This window comes from Boseongicola aestuarii (assembly GCF_900184815.1).
Taxonomy (GTDB): Bacteria; Pseudomonadota; Alphaproteobacteria; order Rhodobacterales; family Rhodobacteraceae; genus Boseongicola; species Boseongicola aestuarii.
The window spans coordinates 22,146-40,641 of the sequence record NZ_FXXQ01000005.1 but is presented as its reverse complement, the minus strand read 5'-3'; the positions used below and the strand labels follow the sequence as shown (position 1 = coordinate 40,641).

Annotated in this window: 18 protein-coding genes, 1 tRNA gene and 1 pseudogene; 8 read left to right on the top strand and 12 right to left on the bottom strand. The window is 54.2% G+C overall.

Translation table 11 applies throughout. The annotated features are described in order from the left end of the window. The first annotated feature begins 850 nt into the window (after positions 1–850). Positions 851–2,557, top strand: a complete 1,707-nt coding sequence (locus BOA8489_RS08680) for a DEAD/DEAH box helicase family protein (protein WP_093973636.1) — start codon at positions 851–853, stop codon at positions 2,555–2,557. A gap of 550 nt (positions 2,558–3,107) precedes the next feature. Here the strand turns inward: BOA8489_RS08680 and BOA8489_RS08675 are convergent. Next, on the bottom strand, positions 3,108–3,839 hold the full coding sequence (locus tag BOA8489_RS08675; RefSeq protein WP_093973635.1) for a winged helix-turn-helix transcriptional regulator: 732 nt from the start codon (positions 3,837–3,839) through the stop codon (positions 3,108–3,110). Between the two features lie 183 nt (positions 3,840–4,022). Between BOA8489_RS08675 and BOA8489_RS08670 the strand changes: the two genes are divergently transcribed. The 3 genes from BOA8489_RS08670 (at position 4,023) to BOA8489_RS08660 (ending at position 6,678) form a co-directional block, all read left to right on the top strand. Then, a complete protein-coding gene (locus tag BOA8489_RS08670) occupies positions 4,023–4,823 on the top strand; it encodes a class I SAM-dependent methyltransferase (protein ID WP_093973634.1) in 801 nt (266 codons plus the stop codon). Positions 4,824–5,319: 496 nt separating this feature from the next. Next, complete coding sequence (locus BOA8489_RS08665) at positions 5,320–5,874, top strand: recombinase family protein (protein WP_093973633.1); 555 nt, start codon at positions 5,320–5,322, stop codon at positions 5,872–5,874. A 372-nt stretch (positions 5,875–6,246) separates the two neighbouring features. Continuing rightward, positions 6,247–6,678, top strand: a complete 432-nt coding sequence (locus BOA8489_RS08660; RefSeq protein WP_093973632.1) for a helix-turn-helix domain-containing protein — start codon at positions 6,247–6,249, stop codon at positions 6,676–6,678. Positions 6,679–6,963: 285 nt separating this feature from the next. On the opposite strand, the gene BOA8489_RS08655 is transcribed toward BOA8489_RS08660, so the two are convergent. The 4 genes from BOA8489_RS08655 to BOA8489_RS08640 form a co-directional block, all read right to left on the bottom strand. Next, positions 6,964–7,545 carry a rhodanese-like domain-containing protein gene (locus BOA8489_RS08655; RefSeq protein WP_093973631.1) on the bottom strand — a complete coding sequence of 194 codons (582 nt, stop codon included), beginning with the start codon at positions 7,543–7,545 and terminating at the stop codon, positions 6,964–6,966. A gap of 443 nt (positions 7,546–7,988) precedes the next feature. After that, a complete protein-coding gene (locus BOA8489_RS08650; RefSeq protein WP_093973630.1) occupies positions 7,989–9,239 on the bottom strand; it encodes a DUF6538 domain-containing protein in 1,251 nt (416 codons plus the stop codon). A 78-nt stretch (positions 9,240–9,317) separates the two neighbouring features. Next, positions 9,318–9,391, bottom strand: a tRNA-Cys gene (locus BOA8489_RS08645). 76 nt (positions 9,392–9,467) lie between these two features. Continuing rightward, the gene (locus BOA8489_RS08640) at positions 9,468–10,448 is read right to left on the bottom strand and encodes a site-specific integrase (protein ID WP_245813743.1); all 981 of its coding nucleotides are present in this window, start codon (positions 10,446–10,448) and stop codon (positions 9,468–9,470) included. A gap of 377 nt (positions 10,449–10,825) precedes the next feature. On the opposite strand from BOA8489_RS08640, the gene BOA8489_RS08635 reads away from it, so the two are divergent. Then, on the top strand, positions 10,826–11,062 hold the full coding sequence (locus BOA8489_RS08635) for a helix-turn-helix transcriptional regulator (RefSeq protein ID WP_093973628.1): 237 nt from the start codon (positions 10,826–10,828) through the stop codon (positions 11,060–11,062). Positions 11,063–11,329: 267 nt separating this feature from the next. Here the strand turns inward: BOA8489_RS08635 and BOA8489_RS08630 are convergent, their stop codons facing one another. Then, positions 11,330–11,650, bottom strand: a complete 321-nt coding sequence (locus BOA8489_RS08630; protein ID WP_093973627.1) for a type II toxin-antitoxin system RelE/ParE family toxin — start codon at positions 11,648–11,650, stop codon at positions 11,330–11,332. Then, complete coding sequence (locus BOA8489_RS08625) at positions 11,637–11,882, bottom strand: type II toxin-antitoxin system ParD family antitoxin (RefSeq protein WP_093973798.1); 246 nt, start codon at positions 11,880–11,882, stop codon at positions 11,637–11,639. Before BOA8489_RS08625 ends, BOA8489_RS08630 begins: the two co-directional genes overlap by 14 nt. Positions 11,883–12,318: 436 nt before the next feature. On the opposite strand from BOA8489_RS08625, the gene BOA8489_RS08620 reads away from it, so the two are divergent. Further along, positions 12,319–12,717, top strand: coding sequence for a hypothetical protein (locus BOA8489_RS08620; protein ID WP_093973626.1), 399 nt, complete (start codon positions 12,319–12,321; stop codon positions 12,715–12,717). Positions 12,718–12,719: 2 nt separating this feature from the next. Beyond that, positions 12,720–12,830, top strand: a pseudogene (locus BOA8489_RS20935) (hypothetical protein); the annotation flags it as partial. A 138-nt stretch (positions 12,831–12,968) separates the two neighbouring features. On the opposite strand, the gene BOA8489_RS20400 reads toward BOA8489_RS20935, so the two are convergent. Next, complete coding sequence (locus BOA8489_RS20400; protein ID WP_176440241.1) at positions 12,969–13,367, bottom strand: VanZ family protein; 399 nt, start codon at positions 13,365–13,367, stop codon at positions 12,969–12,971. A 31-nt stretch (positions 13,368–13,398) separates the two neighbouring features. Continuing rightward, the gene (locus BOA8489_RS21075; protein WP_093973625.1) at positions 13,399–13,647 is read right to left on the bottom strand and encodes a helix-turn-helix domain-containing protein; all 249 of its coding nucleotides are present in this window, start codon (positions 13,645–13,647) and stop codon (positions 13,399–13,401) included. A gap of 34 nt (positions 13,648–13,681) precedes the next feature. Here BOA8489_RS21075 and BOA8489_RS08605 point away from each other — a divergent pair, with 34 nt between their 5' ends. Further along, positions 13,682–14,593, top strand: coding sequence for a tyrosine-type recombinase/integrase (locus BOA8489_RS08605; protein ID WP_093973624.1), 912 nt, complete (start codon positions 13,682–13,684; stop codon positions 14,591–14,593). Positions 14,594–14,711: 118 nt separating this feature from the next. Here the strand turns inward: BOA8489_RS08605 and BOA8489_RS08600 are convergent, their stop codons facing one another. The 3 genes from BOA8489_RS08600 to fcl are packed head-to-tail and all read right to left on the bottom strand — an operon-like array spanning position 14,712 to position 18,493. Beyond that, positions 14,712–16,082, bottom strand: a complete 1,371-nt coding sequence (locus BOA8489_RS08600) for a phosphohexomutase domain-containing protein (protein ID WP_093973623.1) — start codon at positions 16,080–16,082, stop codon at positions 14,712–14,714. Beyond that, complete coding sequence (locus tag BOA8489_RS08595; RefSeq protein WP_093973622.1) at positions 16,079–17,524, bottom strand: mannose-1-phosphate guanylyltransferase/mannose-6-phosphate isomerase; 1,446 nt, start codon at positions 17,522–17,524, stop codon at positions 16,079–16,081. Before BOA8489_RS08595 ends, BOA8489_RS08600 begins: the two co-directional genes overlap by 4 nt. 12 nt (positions 17,525–17,536) lie before the next feature. Beyond that, positions 17,537–18,493, bottom strand: coding sequence for a GDP-L-fucose synthase (gene fcl / locus BOA8489_RS08590; protein ID WP_093973621.1), 957 nt, complete (start codon positions 18,491–18,493; stop codon positions 17,537–17,539). Between the last annotated feature and the right edge of the window lie 3 nt (positions 18,494–18,496).

Below are 18,496 nucleotides of genomic sequence, written 5' to 3'. Positions count from 1 at the left end.
TTGGTGGGCACCAAAGGTCGCCTGCTAAGGAGATTTCTGCAATCCTTACCGCTTGATACATCCATTGAGGCTTCGAGGAAGTCCCATAAAAATAGTCCAAGCCTTGCGTACGCCGCCCCTTGCTAAGAGTCTGAAGTTGCTCCTTCCTGTATGTGCATTTGTGCACTATCAGTACTTTTTGCTTGACATATGTGCATTTATGTGATATACTAATTATATACGAAGTCATATTTCGACTTCCGAAACCGCGGCTCTCAAACCGGTCCTAGCCCCAGCCAGAAACCTCAAACCTATTAGCTCCCTCTCGGATGATGCCGGGGGAGTTCGAACTTTTTTTGAAAGGTATTCAAACCATGTCCAAGCAATGGACCCATAGAAACTGTATCCGCTGTAACGCTGGCAAGCCTCACATCAACAATCACGGTTTTCAGTACACCTACTGCAACCGCTGCCTGCAAGAAACTGAGTTAGGTCCGTATAGAATGCGCCTGCCTCTCGTCGGAGAGGAGTACTCGCAATGGTAATGACCATCCGCATGCATAGGCTTCTTAGTGCCTCTCCGGTACCTACTCCCTCGGGAGAGTCCAAAGGCCGCTCAGAAGGGCAAATACCCCGGTCTACGGAGTCCCTAACCCATGACCTTAACTCCACTGGTAGCCGTAGCTGCTGCGAAATCTGCCGTGGCTACATCTTTGAGGGCCAAGCGCCAAATACCTCGATCCATTTTGTGAGGGGTGAGACCAAGGTTTTCGTTAACGACCACACGTTAGAATGGTGGGCGTGCCGCGAAGTTGCTGAAAGCGACGGCGAGCATTCGATGCGGTTTAGGAAGAAAGTGAGGTAACGCACAATGAAGATTTACAGTGCACACGACTACTGGATCAACGAGGTCGAAGCGATCGAAATCCCTGCCGTTGGACTGCTCGAGGCGGTCCAAGAGGAAGTGTACCAGCGCATTCTTCAGCGTCTGGCTAACCCCGGTCGGCTGATGTTCTTTGCGGCTGACACTGGGTTGGGAAAGACGACGGGCTTTCAGAAGGCAATACCCCGGCTGCCGAAGGACACGACGGTTCTGATTATGGTGCCAACCAAGCTGGATGCTGACCAAATGTATCAAGCCATGGAAGACCTTTGTCCGGGCGAGGTTGGGGTTTGGACGCAAACCCATGACCCAGATAAGGCTGAGAAAGACCCTAGGTTTGATCCGTCAGTCTGGTTCACAAAGTCCGAGGCAGTAAAAAAGCGGGTCCTTATCGTAACCCACAACTGCGGCAAGGAAGCTGAAGGCTGGATTGGTGCTAGAGACTTGGTTCTGATTGATGAGGACCCTGGTCCAGTGAAGTCAGACTACGTCTATGGCAGTCATTTCAGACAGGCCTTCGAGCAAGAGGCGAAGGTCGGTGTCAATGGCGCAGTATTCAAGGAAGCTGACGCTTGGGCCTCATCGCAATCAGAAGACGGACTCACGCCGATTGGAATCCCTGAATGGGTAGATAAGGTGCGAGACTGCTCACCACGCACGGCGGCTGGCGAGAAGATCAAGCTTCTTGCAGAGATGATCCATCGAGGAACAGCGTTTCAATCCAATCGGCGGCATGTCGCATGGCATTGGTTCCAGTATTCCCTGCCGTACCAAGAGCATGCGATTATATTCAGCGCCACAGCTCCCTACGAGGGCTATCAATTTGCGCCACATGCCACTGGACCGATCAGCCGAGACGGACCTGAAGTTGATTACTCCCAAGTGACGGCGTACCTCGTTCCACGTCCCTCAGGCGTCTCAAAGTACAAGAAAGAAATCTTATCCGATCCAGATCAGGTCAGACTATTCTCAAATGCGGTACGTGACGTCTGCGGCACTGATGGCGAAAACACGCTACTGATAACAAATAAAGACCTCGTAAAGCACGCACAGAAGGCTGCGCCCGAAGTGAAAACCACCTACTGGGGGGTGGACGTCGGCTCAAATGAGTATCGGGATTGCACCAAGGTCGTCATTGCCGGGGAGCATCACCTTCCGAAGGATGCTTACCTTGCGGATTACTATGGTCACAGCGGCGTTGAAGAAATGACTGCGGAGGAGCTAGAGAGGGGACAAAATACTAGAGGTAGCCTAATGCGCCAATTGGAAGAACTGCACCATTCGCGTTTCTTCAAGCAGATGGTTGCTCGCGGGTCGTGTCGAAATGTGTCAGATGTCGGCGGTGTCGCTCTAGCTGACTCTATGGAGCTATACTGCATGATCGACGGTGAGATCTTCTACAATCTTCTGCCAATCCTATTACCCGGCATTCAGCTCAAGACTATCGACGGCAAGCCCTATGAGCCGAACAAGTATGTTCGTGGTCGCCTGGGGGCCATTCAAGCTCATCTTTCAGAAACTGAGGCTGATATCGTTACGGCTGAAGACCTTAAGGCGGTAGGCATAAATATTAGCGGAGCAAAACCGAAAAAGCAGATTGAAGACAACCTCTCTCGTTTCCCTGGATGGAAGTGGATAAGAGGCAAGCCAGGACGACCTGTTGCGCCAAGCAAGTTCGTTCGTGTCAAAGGCTGAATCGGTGCCCCGGTACTTGCCCTGTGGTTTGGAGAGAAGACATGCCACTAAGGAGGCAAGTTAAGCACTCCTAATCTTATAGTAACCTTCAGTATGAAGGATTGAATATATCCTTAAGGATTAAGTAAAATCTAAACCTGAAGGCACTATAGGAATTTATATAGAGGCTTAAGGTTTAAACTTTAGCGCCGATTCACGTTAAGGAGGCTTCCTAGAAAACCACTAACTTTGGTCTTCAAAAGAATGACGGCAGGAGGTTGACTTATAGGGTTAGTCTCGAAGTGATCAGCGTTAAGATTGTTAAATTCAATACTGAAGGCTTGGTTTATGAACACCCCTCGGCAAGCAGGTAGTGTCTTCAGTTTTTCCGATAGCGGACGTTCGTGCACGGCGCAGCGAATGACGACTTAGAGCCCATAGTGACCGGCCAAGGCGATGTTGTTTTGTACCTGGTTATTCCCGTTGTGATTGATTTACCGGGAACCGTTCACGCATATGCTTGGCACTATCCCAAACGAGTTTAGCGCAGGCTTCGGTCCCGCTACCCAGACTATGCCCTGACTTTTTCAATCATCACCAATACCTGCTCTTCGCTTGGGCGCTGCGAAATGCCGGCCACCGGGCTTTGCCCAATCCAACGTAGAGGGTCTTGAGTGAGGTCTGATGCACCGTAAATTGCAATGTCACCTGCGGACAGGGCATCCTTCAGTGGTCGCCACCCCATCCAGACTTCGACCATTGAGCGAAGATTTGTTTCGATCCAAGTATCCACTTCCAGGCCGGGATCAACATAGCAAATATCGATATCGTTCTCTTCGATGACGAGCCAATGTACCCGTTTCTTTTCTATCTCATCCTTGAATTCAAAACGGGCAACCATCCGTGGACCCATGTCCTCGATCCATGAGGCGGAGTTTCGAATACTCCACATAAGATAACCGCCGTCGATCTCATCCAAAACGACTGACTTGTTCACCCATTCTTGCCCCCACTTTCCAACAGAAGAGATGACTGGCAGCAAGGCCTGTCCTGCGTCGGACAAAATGTACTCAGCATGACCTGATCGTGCGGAGTGCGATCGCTCAATCAATTTTGCGGCTTCAAGGTCCTTCAAGCGTTCCGAAAGTAACGAGCGCGACATCAACGGGACGCCGCGATGAATGTCATTGAAACGCCTCGATCCGGAGAGCAATTCTCGGATGATCAGCATGGTCCAGCGCCCGCCTAGGATTTCAATAGAAAGGGCGATTGGGCAATACTGCCCATACATAGTTTTTTTCATTTATTGCTCCCTGCATCAGTATCATCGGCGACCTCAAGCTCCACAAGTGCAGTTTCTGTACCTATAGGTTCAGATCTCGGACTGGATCGCTGCCGAACTTGTCGTCTAAGCGTTTCTCATCAACGGCAAGGAGGATTTCTTGAGCAATATTCTCATAAGCACACAAACTGAAGGAGGTTGAATATGGACATCGAACGCAAACCAACAACGGCGAAAGTGAACGGGCAACTTTGGGGCGCTCGCGCACGCGACTGGGCAGAGATTCAAGAGCAGTCTTGCCTCCCCGTTTATCACGAAGTCCTTAAACGTGCAGAAGTCGGCAATACAACACGTTATTTGGATGTGGGCTGCGGTTCTGGAATGGCCGCCAGTTTGGCGGCAAACCTTGGTGCCGATGTGTCCGGCATTGATGCCTCAGAAGCCTTGTTGATGATAGCAAAGGAGCGGGTACCAAAGGCCGATTTTCAACTTGGCGATCTGGAAAAGATTTCGTTTGAAGATGACAGTTTCGACGTTGTAACCGGATTCAATTCATTTCAGTACGCTGGAAACCCTACGCTGGCGTTGGGGGAAGCCCGACGGGTGACTAAGCCTGGCGGAACCGTGGCTATAGTGACCTGGGGCAACCCCGAAGGCATGGACGCCGCTTCGTTGGTGGCAGTCCTAAAACCGCTTCTGCCATCGCCGCCACCTGGCGCACCCGGCCCTTTTGCCTTGTCTGATGAGAGCAAACTTAGGGAATTTGCCTCTAGTGCCGGATTGACGCCGACGGATGTTTTTGATGTCGATGGCGAATGGATCTACCCAGATCTGGACACTGCTGTCCGAGGCATGTGCTCGGCTGGAGTTGCGGTAAAGGCAATGGAGCATTCAGGCGAAGAAGCTGTGACGTCTGCCTATGCCGCTGCTTTCGCACCGTTTCTGCAGTCCGATGGCTCTGTTCGGCTCGGTGCAAGTTTCCGGTGTTTGGTTTCACAACCATAGGCGGTTTAATGTCTGGGTAGGAAAAACCGATAAATGGAAATCGAACGCTAAGCGAACGGCAAATTTGTCCGCATAGCAGTCCTTGACTGAACGCTCGACGAATGGCTGCTTTTGATCGGTCGCGTGTCTCGGAACACCATCTGAAGTGCCACCTCAAGAAGCGTCTTGGCCTTCCTGATTGAGGTTATGATCTACCTCGTAGCTCTCGGAATTTGTCGCAGAAATTTTCGAGGTGTCATTCAAGTAAAAGAAGCACCCCCCCTGTCCCCCCGGGTGGGGTACCCTAAGATCGATAATCATTCTCCTGGTGGCAGGTCTTTCCACCGTAGGATAGATTGTCTCTCAAGTTTCATCACCATTCCCGTCTCATTAGAGCAAGGTCTATCGATACGTCTCAAAAGTGGAATCAATGTGTTTCACAAAGTCCATCTTATCTTTTTGAGACAAGCATCTAGGATTGTCTGAGACTTCATTGAGACACTCAGAGGAATTCCAGATGATCATAGGTTATGCACGCACCTCCACACTGGATCAGAAGGCAGGACTGGAAGCCCAACAACAAGCGTTGGGGAAGGCTGGCTGCGAGAAGGTCTTCATAGAACAGGTGTCATCCGTAGACCTGAAAGCACGTGAGAAGCTCACAGAAGCATTGGACTACCTTCGGGAAGGGGACACTCTAGTAGTTACAAAGCTGGACCGACTGGCGCGTTCTGTTGCCCACCTGTTGTCCACAATACAGGAGCTGGAAGATAAAGGAGCAACCTTACGCATACTCGATATGTCCGTTGACACTGGCACACCCAATGGTCGGCTGATGTTGAACCTACTTGGAAGCATTGCTCAATTTGAACGAGAGATCATGCTCGAAAGGCAGCGAGAAGGTATTGCTCGGGCCAAAGCTGCCGGAAAGTACAAAGGAAGGAAGCCAACCGCAAAAGCCAAAGCTGAAGAAGTTTTTAAACTTAAGGAGGCGGGGGCTGGAGCAACTGAAATTGCCAGACAACTGGGGATTGGTAGGGCAAGTGTTTACCGAATACTTAACGCTTCTTGATCACTGATGACGGCCTGCCTCGGCCTTAAGCGGACATTCGAAGTCTGCGCGGCGAATGCCGGGTTTGAGCCCAAAGCGGTCGGAACGAAATCGTGTATTTCGCCTATGCAGCAAAAAAGGTCGCCCTGATCAATCCAAGGAGCGTGCCGCAAGGCGGCTACAAAAGCCTCCATTCATTGTTGCTGCAGTGAAGCCTAGAGGGTCTATGACCGAGTTGCTGAAAAAGCGGACTCTGCCTGCTTCGCTGATGCCGGTCGCTGGGACATCAAGAAAGCACAAGAGCACTCTGTCAAAAAAGTCTCGACGCGTGCTTAAGGGGTCGTCTGCATCTCAAGGCTTGCCTAGCCAATAAATTCAAGCAATCATATATATATGGAAGAGGAAGACATCTATCGGGCGAGAGCGGCGATCGGAAGCCGGTTACGTCAGTACCGAAATGAAGCGGGTCTCACGCAGATCAATCTTAGTGAGGCGCTTGGACACCGCAGCTCGCAAAGGGTGAACCAGATTGAGCTTGGACGTGCGCGGCTTTATGCTGATGAACTGGCGGCAATCTGCAGGGTGCTTCGATGCTCGGTTACGGACATCGTCTACGGTGGTCCGCTCGCGGAAGAAACTGATTTCCAGAAGCTAATTGACCGCCTCGAGCCGTCTACGCGAAAACTGCTGGTAAGGGCACTGCACTCCGTCATACAAGAAATGGACGCTCCTTGTGCTAACCTGCAGCGGAAACTTCACCAGCTGTCCGAAGAGCAGCTGGTCCAGATTGATTCAATCGTTTCGACTATGATCCCGCACCCTTGAAAGTACTCGGTTGACATTGTCCGCTTCGGACCCGAAGAGGCCTTGCTACGATGCCGCAGGTCAAGATTGAACCGCGTCCCGAAAGCCGCCTTTCCCGAAATGCAGAAGGTTCACCCAAGTCAGCGGCTTGGATTGATAATTGGACATTTGGCTTTTCGAAGCGGTTGTTAGACCAACGGCAAAGGAACGACTGCATAGAGCCCAAAGCGGAAAGAAGATCGAGTTTCGCCTCAAAATGTCCTCGGCCGATACCGATGCTCTTGTTAGCCCTGCAATCGATCCGCATTAACGGTCGTCAGGATAGACTTGATCAGGCGCCTCTTTGTATGACCACTGCAACCCGGCGTTTCTCCAGCCGTTCACCATGCGGAGGCCTTTGTGAGGGCCATCCTTCACCTTGTCGCCCTCATAACCGTCGACAAGCGAATACACCTGAGTATACCCAATATCCGCAAGTAGGTCGGCTGCTCTTGCGCTGCGGGAGCCTGACCGGCACATAAGAATGATTGGCGAATCCAACGACACTCCATTTTCAGCTGCATACGCCTTAAAAACTGAGAGAAAGTCGGGATTTATCTCCAGGTCATATGCCCCTTTATCCATGTTGAATGAGGCCATCATCGGCATCACCATATACGGCATGTGGATATCTACCGCTGTTGGAAGTCCCAAAAATGCGACCTCAGCGCGGCTGCGAATGTCTATAAAAAGAGCGTTTTTGCTCTCTTTCATTTTGGCTGCCTCCTCGGCGGTTACGTAAAGACCAAGCTTCGTTTGCTTGCTCTTTGGCAAATCCTCCGCATATGCAATTTGAGCTGAAAGAGCTGCAATCACTAAAAGCACGGAAACAGCAGATAGCTTACGCATCGCATTCCCCCCTGTAGTTATTTAGCTATTCGAGCGGGCAAGCGCTCGCCGCAAGCTTACGCAGCGTCAACTATTTCTGGCAATAAATTTCTAAGTGAATTCTAGCGTCGCCAACTGACTTCAAGCTGTAGATTATTCCCGCGATTGAGAAATCTGACAGCCTCGCGGCGAAAGGCCGGTTTGTGTCGTCGATAATTTCGCTGCCTATGCATCAGGCTGGTTCGTCCGCAAAGTGGACATTGAGTCGGAGCGCAGCGAATGTCCGCTTCCCGCCCAACAAGGCGTCTACTGTCCGGCTAGAAAGCATTGAGTGAGCAAGTCGAGAACCTGGCTGCTTGCCACGAACTTAGTCAGAAGCTCTCTTAGATGAGTTTATCAACTAACTTATTGATTAATTGTATTAAATATTCTCACGGTGTTAGACAGCCGTCTCCAGTGTTCTTCTATTTCACTGCCACATTAACTACACCATCCCAGTTTGGCTTATCCAATGCCGCCTTCCGAACCTTTAAACTAGGTCCAACGCCATATTTGCCCGACACATCTCCTGTACCGTGTCCCGTTATGAAGTCATTGGTCTCTTTCGAAACATCGGCATCCCTAAGTTTGTCTTTCAATGTACCTCTCAGACTGTGAAGTGTCTTTCTGCGGTCTTTCGTGACGCTACGAATATAAGGCATCAGCGCTCTGCTAGCCGGTCCTTGGGCCTTGCCGTCCGAATTCCGTTTGTGCTCCGGAAACATCTGGCCGGTCTTGCCGGTGGGAAGCTTGGCTTTGAGAGTTTCCGGAACTGGAACTTTTCTGCGGCTGCCAATCGTCTTGATGGGCTTATCGTGGTCAGTCAGGTCGAAGTAAACAACACCATCTTCCTCTTTGACGTCTTCCCAGTTCAGGAGTGCCGCTTCGTCCAATCTCATCCCAGTGGTCGCAAGAATTTCTAAAAGAAGACGGCGGTTGTCTGGCATGTCCTGAGCGAACAATTCTCTTAGTTCCTTCGAGGTCAGCGGTAGGTAGCTTTGTGTCTTCTTGCCGTAGAGTGAGAGCTTTAGCCCAAAGAACGGATTGGACTGAACCAGCCCTTTCCTTTCACCCCAAGAGAGCGCACCCGAGACGTATCCGATCTTCTTTCTGAGCGTCTTGTTGCCCTTGTCTTTGCCAAGTTCCTCAGCCCAGTCATAGCCTGTCTGCGCAGATAGTTTGCCTACAGTCAGGTTTCCGTTGTCCCGTATGAATTCTTCAATTGCGGTTTCGGCTTCCTTACGAGTCTTACGCGAGGGGTAGGGGTCGCTTTCCAGCCATCTGTCGGCAAGTTCTCGGACGGTTAGGACATAGGAGTTCCTTTCAGCTCTTAGTTCGGCAATCTCCTGTTCAAGGCACTCAACTTCTTTGCGCCGCCCGTCCATCTTTTCGTCCTGCCGTTCCCATTCATAGGCTTCCTCCTCATCCTCTGGTGCCCATACTGGTTTATTCAATTCCTCCACACGTTCCTCCAATTCGGCGATTGGGTCTGGAAGTTTGTTGTAAAGCTCTTGAGCCTTCTCATGCTTAAGTCGTTCAGCGATCTTTTTGTCTGTGGTTCCGGTCGAAACCCTGAGCTGTTTTTGATTTTTCACTGCCGCACGGTGCTCTTTGGGAACGGTAATCTGTACGTTCCATTTGCCTTTAACCATGACCAAAGATGCTGGGGGGTTCATGCCTGTAATGTCCTACGTAATGTCTATCGTAATGTCCGATAGCCTTACATATAAGGAAGATTAGGGCAAAAGTGTGTTTGGAGGCGAGTACCGGAATCGAACCGGTGTACACGGATTTGCAATCCGCTGCGTAACCACTCCGCCAACTCGCCGGAAGCCAGTGCTGCTTAGGATTCTCGAGCCTTCGCGTCAAGCTGTTATCAATCATGTTATCAGCACTCGTTCTGTTTATGTTCGAGCACGCTTCTTTGCCGCTGACCGCGCGAGCATTTCTTGACGGGCTTCTCCTGCGTATTTCCGGATCATTGCAATTGATGCATGCCCGCTGAATGCCGCTATTTCGTCGTCCGTACAATTGGCCCAGGCAAGTTCCATAACGCCACGGTAGCGGAGCGCATGTAGGTCAAATTCAAGCAGCCCGAGACGTTGGCGCTCATAGCGCATGATTTGTGCTAAATACCGGTAAGACATTGGCTTGCCATCGCGCCGCGTCAAAATCGTCAAGCCTATCTTCGGAGCACTGTCCAATGCATGTTTAAGTGTCTCCGTGCAGGGCAGCCGTAGCACCTTTCCTGTTTTGCCTTGCCTAACTTTGAGTGACTGTCCGTCGTAGTCAGACCAGCGAAATCGGACCCAGTCCCCGGGACGCTGAACGCTTCCGATGCCAATTTCAAGAATCAGTCGGGGAAGCGCGTGCGCTTCCTCTCGAAAATGCTCAACCGCGGCATCAGGCCAAGGAATGTGTGGGCGCTTTTTTGCCTCTGGGGTTCTCAGCTTTCGAACGCCCTTCGCAGGATTGGCTTCGAGCCATCCAATATCGAGAGCATGCTCAAACAGTACGCTCAGGACTTGCTGGATGTAATTGGCAAAGCGGACCCTATGGGCGTTTGATTGCATCATATCCAGAATCGCGTTGCGACGAAGGTCGGTCACTTCCACATGAGGTGATGCGTCTTTGAGGTATACGAGGACTTTTTCGTAATCCGAACGTGTCCTGGCTTTCAGAGACGTCCAGCGATCCGATTTACGGTAGCTTTGAATCAGTGATGTTAAGGTTCGCTCTTGGATATCAGAATGTCCGGAGAGGATGTCCCAATATTGGCGATCAAACTCCGAAGAACCTTTTGGTGCTGTTATTCGGCCCAGATATTTGCCACGCACTCGTACATACAAATAGCCTGACTTCGGGGAGTGCAGATACTTTTTCACCACTCCATCCTCCCGGTTTTAGCCATTTCGCTGTTGGCATTTTTGCTCAGCGCTTCAACTTCCCAACGTTCACTTCCGCCAATGAGCCTAGGTTTTGGAAGGTACTCCACATTCCTAAGCGCGAGGATTTCTGAGGTCATCATGTGAAGCAGCAGCGCAGCGATACACTTGTTGATAGGGAGCTGAGTGAAACGGGACGCTACTTCACCTTACTTCCTTAAATTTTGCTGCATGCACGGATGACGTCTTGACTATCTAAGCCGATTGAAAAAGAGATATAGTTTAGCCGTTCGCGCAAACGCGTTGTTCGTATTCTCCAAATCGATTATGTTCTATTAAGAACATATATATGTTCCAATTAGAACACAAGGGCGAATATGACATCATCGGACCAACTACGAGCAGCGAGGGCGCTAAAAGGCTTGTCTCAGAAAGACATGGCTGAAAAAGTTGGTGTCTCCACGATGACAATCAAGCGTGCCGAAGGCACTGGCAAACCGGGGGCATCGCACGATATTGTTGCCCGCATCCGCACCGCTCTCGAGTCGTTGGGTATCGAATTCATAGACGAAAACGGGGGCGGAGAAGGCGTGAGGCTGAAGAAGTCGCTGTAATCTGATCGCATAATCTTCGCGGATGGACCCACTATCGGTAGATGCAAACTCCGCCATAACCTGCTCTGGCCTAGAAAAGGGCGCAAAACTAAGACAGTGCATTCATTTGCGGATGAAGAGGTTAAGAAGTTCGCGACAGTCGTCGGGCTAGTCTTACGGACAGCGTTTTAACTTGCTCGGGATTGCCGTGATGCCAGGTGTGGAGGTCCGAGGGCATGCATTATCGGGCATTTGAAGGGGGGTATATAGGAATGTAGGGTCTATCGTTTATTGGTCCGCGGCCCTCAAGATCGCTTGCCAGTCTTGACCTGCGCCGAGGATACGCAAGATCGCAAGGTGACTGTCCACGGCCCGGTAGATGATCAAATGTTCAGCGCTCGGGTGTATTCGAACAGGCGGATCGAACTCACGACGTTCACGCGCCATTTCTGGCATAAACAGCAATCGCTCCAATGTATCTTCAAGGATATCGGTGTATCGGTCAGCCTGCGCCGCCGACCACCTCTCAGCCGTATAAAGCCAGATGTCTTCCAAATCGTTTTGCGCTGCAGGTGTCAGCCAATAGGAAGTCAGACTATTTGCGGGCATGTCGCTTCCGCATCTCCGCCTTGAATGCCTTGAAGTCAAATGGCGCGGCGTCACCGCTCTTCAGGCCTTCGTCAATCGCTTGCTGCAAAGCCTCGAGTGCTTGCGCCCGCTCCTGATCGCGTCGAATAAGGTGGCGCACATAATCGCTCGTATTGCTGTAACGACCGTCCTTGAGACGTGCTTCAACCCAGGTCTTCATTGGATCAGGAAGGGACACATTCATGGTTGCCATTTTCATCCTCCTTTTGTTGCCTAGTCTGCTGGAACTTGGCAAAGTTTGTCAAGAATATTGGCAAAGATCGACATTGCAATGTGCATTATCGGGCATTTGAAGGGGGAGGGGGCAATTACCTTTAAATTAGGAACAACCCTATACACAGTAAAAAACTCGGCCCGTTTGGCCCTGATAATTTCTGTGCCAATGTGCAATGCTCAGCATGACGCAGAACTGCCGAGGGGTTGAGATATGGCAAAAAAGCCCCCCGAAATTTGCGTGCCAAAGGGTAGGCAAGCCGCTCATGAAAACGTGCCAGCGGATAAGGTCCAAGAGGCGTTTGGGGTGAGCGACACGGCGCTGCTGCAGCAAAAAAATCAATGAAATCGCCAAGCTTCTGTGGGTTCACGCGGATGCAAGTGAAGAGACAACACGTGAGCGCGTCGTCCGGGCGTTGGAACTGTACGAGAGCCCTGAACCGGCCGATGGCGCCGAGGGTATGCTGGCGATGCAGATGGTTGGCACCAATGACGCGGCTCTGGAGTGTCTCAAGCGCGCTGCATTGCCAAATCAGACATTCGAAGGGCGTGATATGGCCTTGAAACACGCCCATAAGCTGATGACCCTTTATGCGCAGCAGCTCTCAACGCTCAACAAACACCGCGGCAAAGGCCAGCAGAAGGTGACGGTTGAGCACGTGAATGTCGAAGCTGGGGGCCAGGCGATTGTCGGACATGTCGCGCATGGCGCTGGCAAGACACATAAGCCGCCGCCAGAGGCGCTGGATCATCAGGATATGTCCATTCTCGACGCCGCGCCGGCTAAGGCTAAGGCGAAAAACCGGAAATCCTGACGATGGTCTATTCACACCAGCGCAATACCACCGCCATGCGCCAATCGGCCCGCTGTGGGGCGAAAACCCGTCAGGGAACGCCCTGTCAGGCCCCTGCGGTATCGGGAAAGGAACGCTGCCGGATGCATGGCGGCGCAAAGGGGTCTGGTGCGCCGAAGGGCAACCAGAATGCCTTGAAGCACGGGATGTATAGTCGCGATACGCTGACGTTCCAAAAGCACATGCGCAAGCTGCTGCGCGAGGGGGAGAGGCTATCGAGAAGCTTTGACAGGGGCGGCGCGTGGTTTGTGGCCGCGGCGGGGCTGAAACCACCATCTGCGCATCGTCAGTCCGAGTATCAGCCCGCAGGCTACACCGATAATATCCGCTGCGAAGTCTGCCATTTCGGCGGAGCGCCCCACGAGAGGTTGAACGAGCTCAATCGCTGCGCCGAATACCAGTGCTGCTGGGATCAACCAGATAAGACTTCTGAGGTAGAGGAGGGCGCCCGGAAAGATCAGGGCGGCAAATGCAATAACATGGTAGGCCTTGTCAGACAGCAGATCATAAGACGCCTCAAGACGTGGAGGCGTGAGGGTCAGATAGGCAATCACCGAGGCCAGGATTATCGTGGAAAGGAGTGCCAGAGCGTGTCGCTTGGATGCGGTCATGTTTTGATTGTGCTCGTGCTTGCTGTGCGGATCAGGGCTTTGGCGACGCGGTGTAGATGCGGACGCCAGGGCCGTCATCCGGGGTGCCGATGAACTCGATGCCTGCAGATTCGAGACAGGTCTTAACAGCTGAAATGTTTGCGCGTGTGCTTGATGGTTGGCCATCATAGGCTTCCATTCTCTTGATTGTCCGCGAACTTACGCCTGACATTTCAGCAAGGCTTTCAATGCTGAGCTTTATAGCCGCCCGGGCGCACCGAATTTGAAGGCCGGTAATCATTGACTCAGGTCTATATCGGCACTAAAAGTGACATATGGCACCAAAAGTAACATTAGTCTTTGACTGGCGCTCCGCATTCCAGCGCCTCGAAGGCGCATATTCGCCTGCAACCATGCGCAGTTACTACGCCGATGTCGAGGCCTTCGAGAATTGGTGTGTTGAAAACAGAATTCGGGAACCCTTTCCCTCGGAAGTCGCGACTGTCTGCGCCTTTCTTGAAGAACAGGGAAGGATCAGGGCACCTTCGACAGTCAGGCGCCGGCTCTATGCGATCCGCAAGGCGCATCGGCTTCTGCGGCTTCCTGATCCGACCTATGACGAGGAGATCAATCTTACTTTTCGGCGTGTCCGGCTGAGCAAGCCGGTGAGGCCAAAGCAGGCGAAGGGCCTGACGCGAGACTACCTAGATCGCTTTCTGGCGAGCGAACCTGACACGCCTTGGGGCTTGCGCAATTGCGCGATGCTATCCCTCGGCTATGAGTTGCTCACGCGCAGATCGGAACTCGTTGCACTGACCGATGCTGATTTGGAGGAGCGGGACGACGGCACTCTCCGCGTCCTCATTCGCCGCAGCAAGGCCGACCCCTTCGGTGAGGGGCGCATTGCCTTTACTTCACGAGAGACTGCAGACCGTGTGCGAGAGTGGATCAAATGGCGAGGTGCGCAAATCGATTGGCTCTTCTGCCCAATCTATCAGAGCAAGCCAATCGACCGCTCTCTCGAAACGACGGCAGTGAAGAGGGTCGTGAAGAACGCCGCTAAACGTCTCGACCTCGATCCCGACGACATCGATGCCTTCAGTGGTCATTCGATGCGGGTGGGGGCTGCCCAGGACTTACTGACGCGTGGCTTTGATACTGCGGCGATCATGAGAGCAGGGGGGTGGAAGTCGGTCAATGTGCTCGCGCGCTACCTGGAAAAGGCGGAGCACAATGTCTGGGCTTGAAGGTGTTGGCTGAGGATGCATGTGCAGATCGGCCCTGTCTTCTCAAAGGGAAGACGACCGATCCATCTTCGAGATCTAGGGGGTGATTGCGGCGCAATCGGTGAAGGGATGTGGCCCCCTATGAGCTGCTCAAGAGCTCCCTCACCCGCTCGACTCCCGCCGTGACCATCTCCGCATCCCCCCTCGCTTCCAAATTCAACCGGACCACGGGCTCTGTATTCGAGCTGCGCAGGTTGAACCGCCAGTCTCCCATATCAAAACTTACGCCATCCGTGCGGTCGATGGTTTTTGCGCTGTCCTCAAATGCCGCCTCGACTCGTGCAATCGCTGCTTTCTGATCTTCGAGCGTGAAGTTGATCTCGCCGGAGGATGGGAAGGCTGCGATCCGGTCGGCGACCAGATCGGCAAGCTTGCCGTGTCGGCTGACCAGTTCGGCCACGAGAAGCCAGGGGATCATGCCGCTGTCGCAGAAGACGAAATCGCGGAAATAGTGATGCGCTGACATCTCGCCGCCGTAGACGGCGTTCTCGTCGCGCATGGCCTGCTTGATAAACGCATGGCCCGTGCGGCTTTGCACGGCGCGGCCGCCGGCGCGGGCCACGATGTCTTGGGTGTTCCAGATGATGCGCGGGTCGTGGATGATGGTCGCACCGGGTTCCTTGGACAGAAACGCCTCGGCCAGTAGTCCCACGACATATTCTCCGTCGATGAAGTTCCCTTCGTGGTCAAAGAAGAAGCAGCGGTCAAAGTCCCCGTCCCATGCCACGCCGAAATCTGCGCCGGCCGCACGGACGGCCTCTGCCGTGGCGGGGCGGTTCTCGGGCAGGAGGGGATTGGGGATGCCTTGCGGGAAAGTGCCATCGGGGCTGTGATAGATCCTCTCGAAGGTGAGCGGCGAGCCGCGTCTGGCCAGTTCTGCGGCAATGGCGTCAAAAGTGGGGCCTGCGGCACCGTGGCCTGCGTTGACGAGGATCTTGAGGGGTTTGAGGGCTGTGACATCGACGAAATCACAGATGCAGGTGACATAGGCAGCGCGGGCCTCGTCCGAAATATCTTTGAGCGCGCCTTGGTTCCTTGCTGCCGGAAATACGTACTCTTCGGCCAGCGCCTTGATGCGGGCAAGCCCGCTGGCCGCATCCAGCGGCGCAGAGCCCGCCCGCACCATCTTCATCCCGTTGTAGTCCATCGGGTTGTGCGAGGCGGTTACACAGATGCCGCCATCCGCGCCGAAATGGGTGGTGGCAAAATACATCTCCTCAGTTCCCGACAGCCCGAGGTCGAGCACGGCGCAGCCTGCATCCATCAGCCCGCGTGCGACGCTGGCGGCGAGGCTCTCGGATGAGGCCCGCACATCGCGCCCCAGCACCACGGTCTTGGCATCCAGCGCCACGGCAAAGGCCCTTCCGATCCGGTAGGTGATGTCCTCGTCCAGATCGAGCCCAAGACGTCCGCGGATGTCATAGGCCTTGAAACAGGTGAGGGGGGTCATCCCTTGGCCCCTTGTCCGCGCGCATAGATGTCCTCGTAGCGGATGATGTCGTCCTCGTCGAGGTAGCTGCCGGTCTGCACCTCGATCAGGGTCAGCGGCACCTTGCCGGGGTTTTCCATGCGGTGGACAGCACCGAGGGGGATGTAGACAGAGGCATTCTCGCCAACCAGTTGGACCGTATCGTCGATGGTGACTTTGGCGGTTCCTTCGACGACGATCCAGTGCTCGGAGCGGTGATGGTGGCTTTGCAGCGACAGGGCCGCGCCGGGATGCACGGTAATGCGCTTCACCTGAAACCGCGGCCCGATGACGAGGCTTTCGAACCAGCCCCAAGGGCGATAGTCGCGGGGCAGGGTCTCGGCCTGCGGGACGGATTTGCGTTTGAGAGTGGCGACGGCCTCTTTGACCTCCTGCGCGCGGTCCTTGTGGGCCACGAGCACGGCGTCGGGCATGGCCACGGCGATGATGTCTTTGAGCCCGATCCCGACAAGCTCCTGTGCGTCATTCGTCGCTTGTAGCAGTGTCCCCTCACAATCGAGTGCGGTGGTAGGGCCCGCCGTGACTGTACCGGTCGCGTCAGCGTCCGCCTCACGCCAGACGGCCTGCCAGTCGCCAAGGTCAGACCAAGCACCGGCATAGGGCACGACGCTCAGGTTATCGGCGTGTTCCATGACGGCGTAGTCGATGGAAATATCCGGCAGTGTGTCCCAAGCCTCTGGTCCCAGCCGCGTGAAAGCAAGGTCGCGCTCAGAGGCGGCAAAAGCGGTTTGCGTAGCCTCGAGCACCTCGGGCGCGTGTTTGGCAAAGGCGTCAAGGATCGTCGTCGTCGTGAAGAGGAAGATACCGGCATTCCAGAGGTGCACCCCGTCAGACAAAAGGGCTTCGGCCTTGGCCGCATCCGGCTTCTCGACAAAGCTCTTGAGCGGCTGTGCCACAGGCGCGAAATCCTCTGTCGCTTCAGACAGCTCCAGCCAGCCATATCCTGTCTCGGCACGGTCGGGGCGAATACCAAAGGTGACCAGCTGGCCATCAAGGGCGGCAGGGGTTGCCGCCTGCACAGCGGCGCGGAATGCTGCGGCGTTCGGGATCACGTGATCAGATGGGGCGACCAACATCAGCGCGCCCGGCGCACGGGCTTCGAGCGCAAGGGCGGCTGCACAGATCGCGGCGGCTGTGTTCTTGGCCGCAGGCTCGATCAGGATATCTGCGGGGGCCATCTCCAGTGCCGCAAGTTGTTCGATCACGATGAAGCGGAAATCCGAGGCCGTGACGATCATCGGTGCGGCAAAACCTGCCCCTGAAAGGCGGCGGGCAGAGGCCTGATAGAGGCTCTCGTCACCGATCAGGTTGACGAACTGCTTGGGGTAGGACTTGCGCGAGAGCGGCCAGAGGCGTGTGCCAGAGCCGCCGCAGAGAAGGACCGGATGAATGTCTTGGGTCATGTCAGTGTCTCCTTAGCCGCGCAGGTCGTCTTGGTGGTCCAGAAACCATGCGTAAGTGCTGCGTAGCCCTTCATCGAGATCGATCTGGGCGGTCCAGCCCATCGCCGCGAGACGCGAGACATCCATGAGTTTGCGCGGTGTCCCGTCGGGTTTGTCGGGGTCAGTGGTGATGCGGCCTGTGAACCCTGTGATCGCGGCGACCTTTTGGGCCAGTTCAAGGATCGCGATATCCGTGCCGGAGCCCACGTTGATGTGGCTCAGCATCGGTTCGGTGTTGGCGTCATAGACGTCCTTGTGCAAGTCCAACACAAAGAGCGAGGCCGCAGCCATATCGTCCACGTGCAGAAACTCGCGCCGCGGCGTGCCTGTGCCCCAGATCACGACCTCCTCAAGACCGTCCTGTGTGGCCTCGTGGAAGCGGCGGATCAGGGCGGGCAGGACGTGGCTGTTCTGCGGATGGAAGTTGTCGCCAGGCCCATAGAGGTTCGTCGGCATCACACTACGGTAGTCGACGCCGTGCTGGCGGTTGTAACTCTCGCAGAGTTTGATGCCCGCAATCTTGGCGATGGCGTAGGGTTCGTTGGTCGGTTCCAGCACGCCCGTCAGCAAAGCATCCTCGCGCATCGGCTGTGGGACCGCGCGCGGGTAGATGCAGGAGGAGCCCAGTTGCAACAGGCGTGTCACACCGGCGTCAAAGGCCTGATGGATGACATTGGCCTCGATCATCAGGTTGTCGTAGATGAAATCAGCCGGAAAGGTGTTGTTGGCTAGAATGCCACCTACCCGTGCCGCCGCAAGGATCACCACATCGGGACGCTCGGCTTGCATGACATCTCGCACGGCGCCCTGGTCGGTCAGATCTAGGTCGGCGTGCGTGCGGGTGATGATGTCCACGCCCTCTCGCGCCTGCATCTGCCGCAGGATCGCCCCACCGACCATGCCCCGATGCCCTGCAATATAGACCTTCATCGC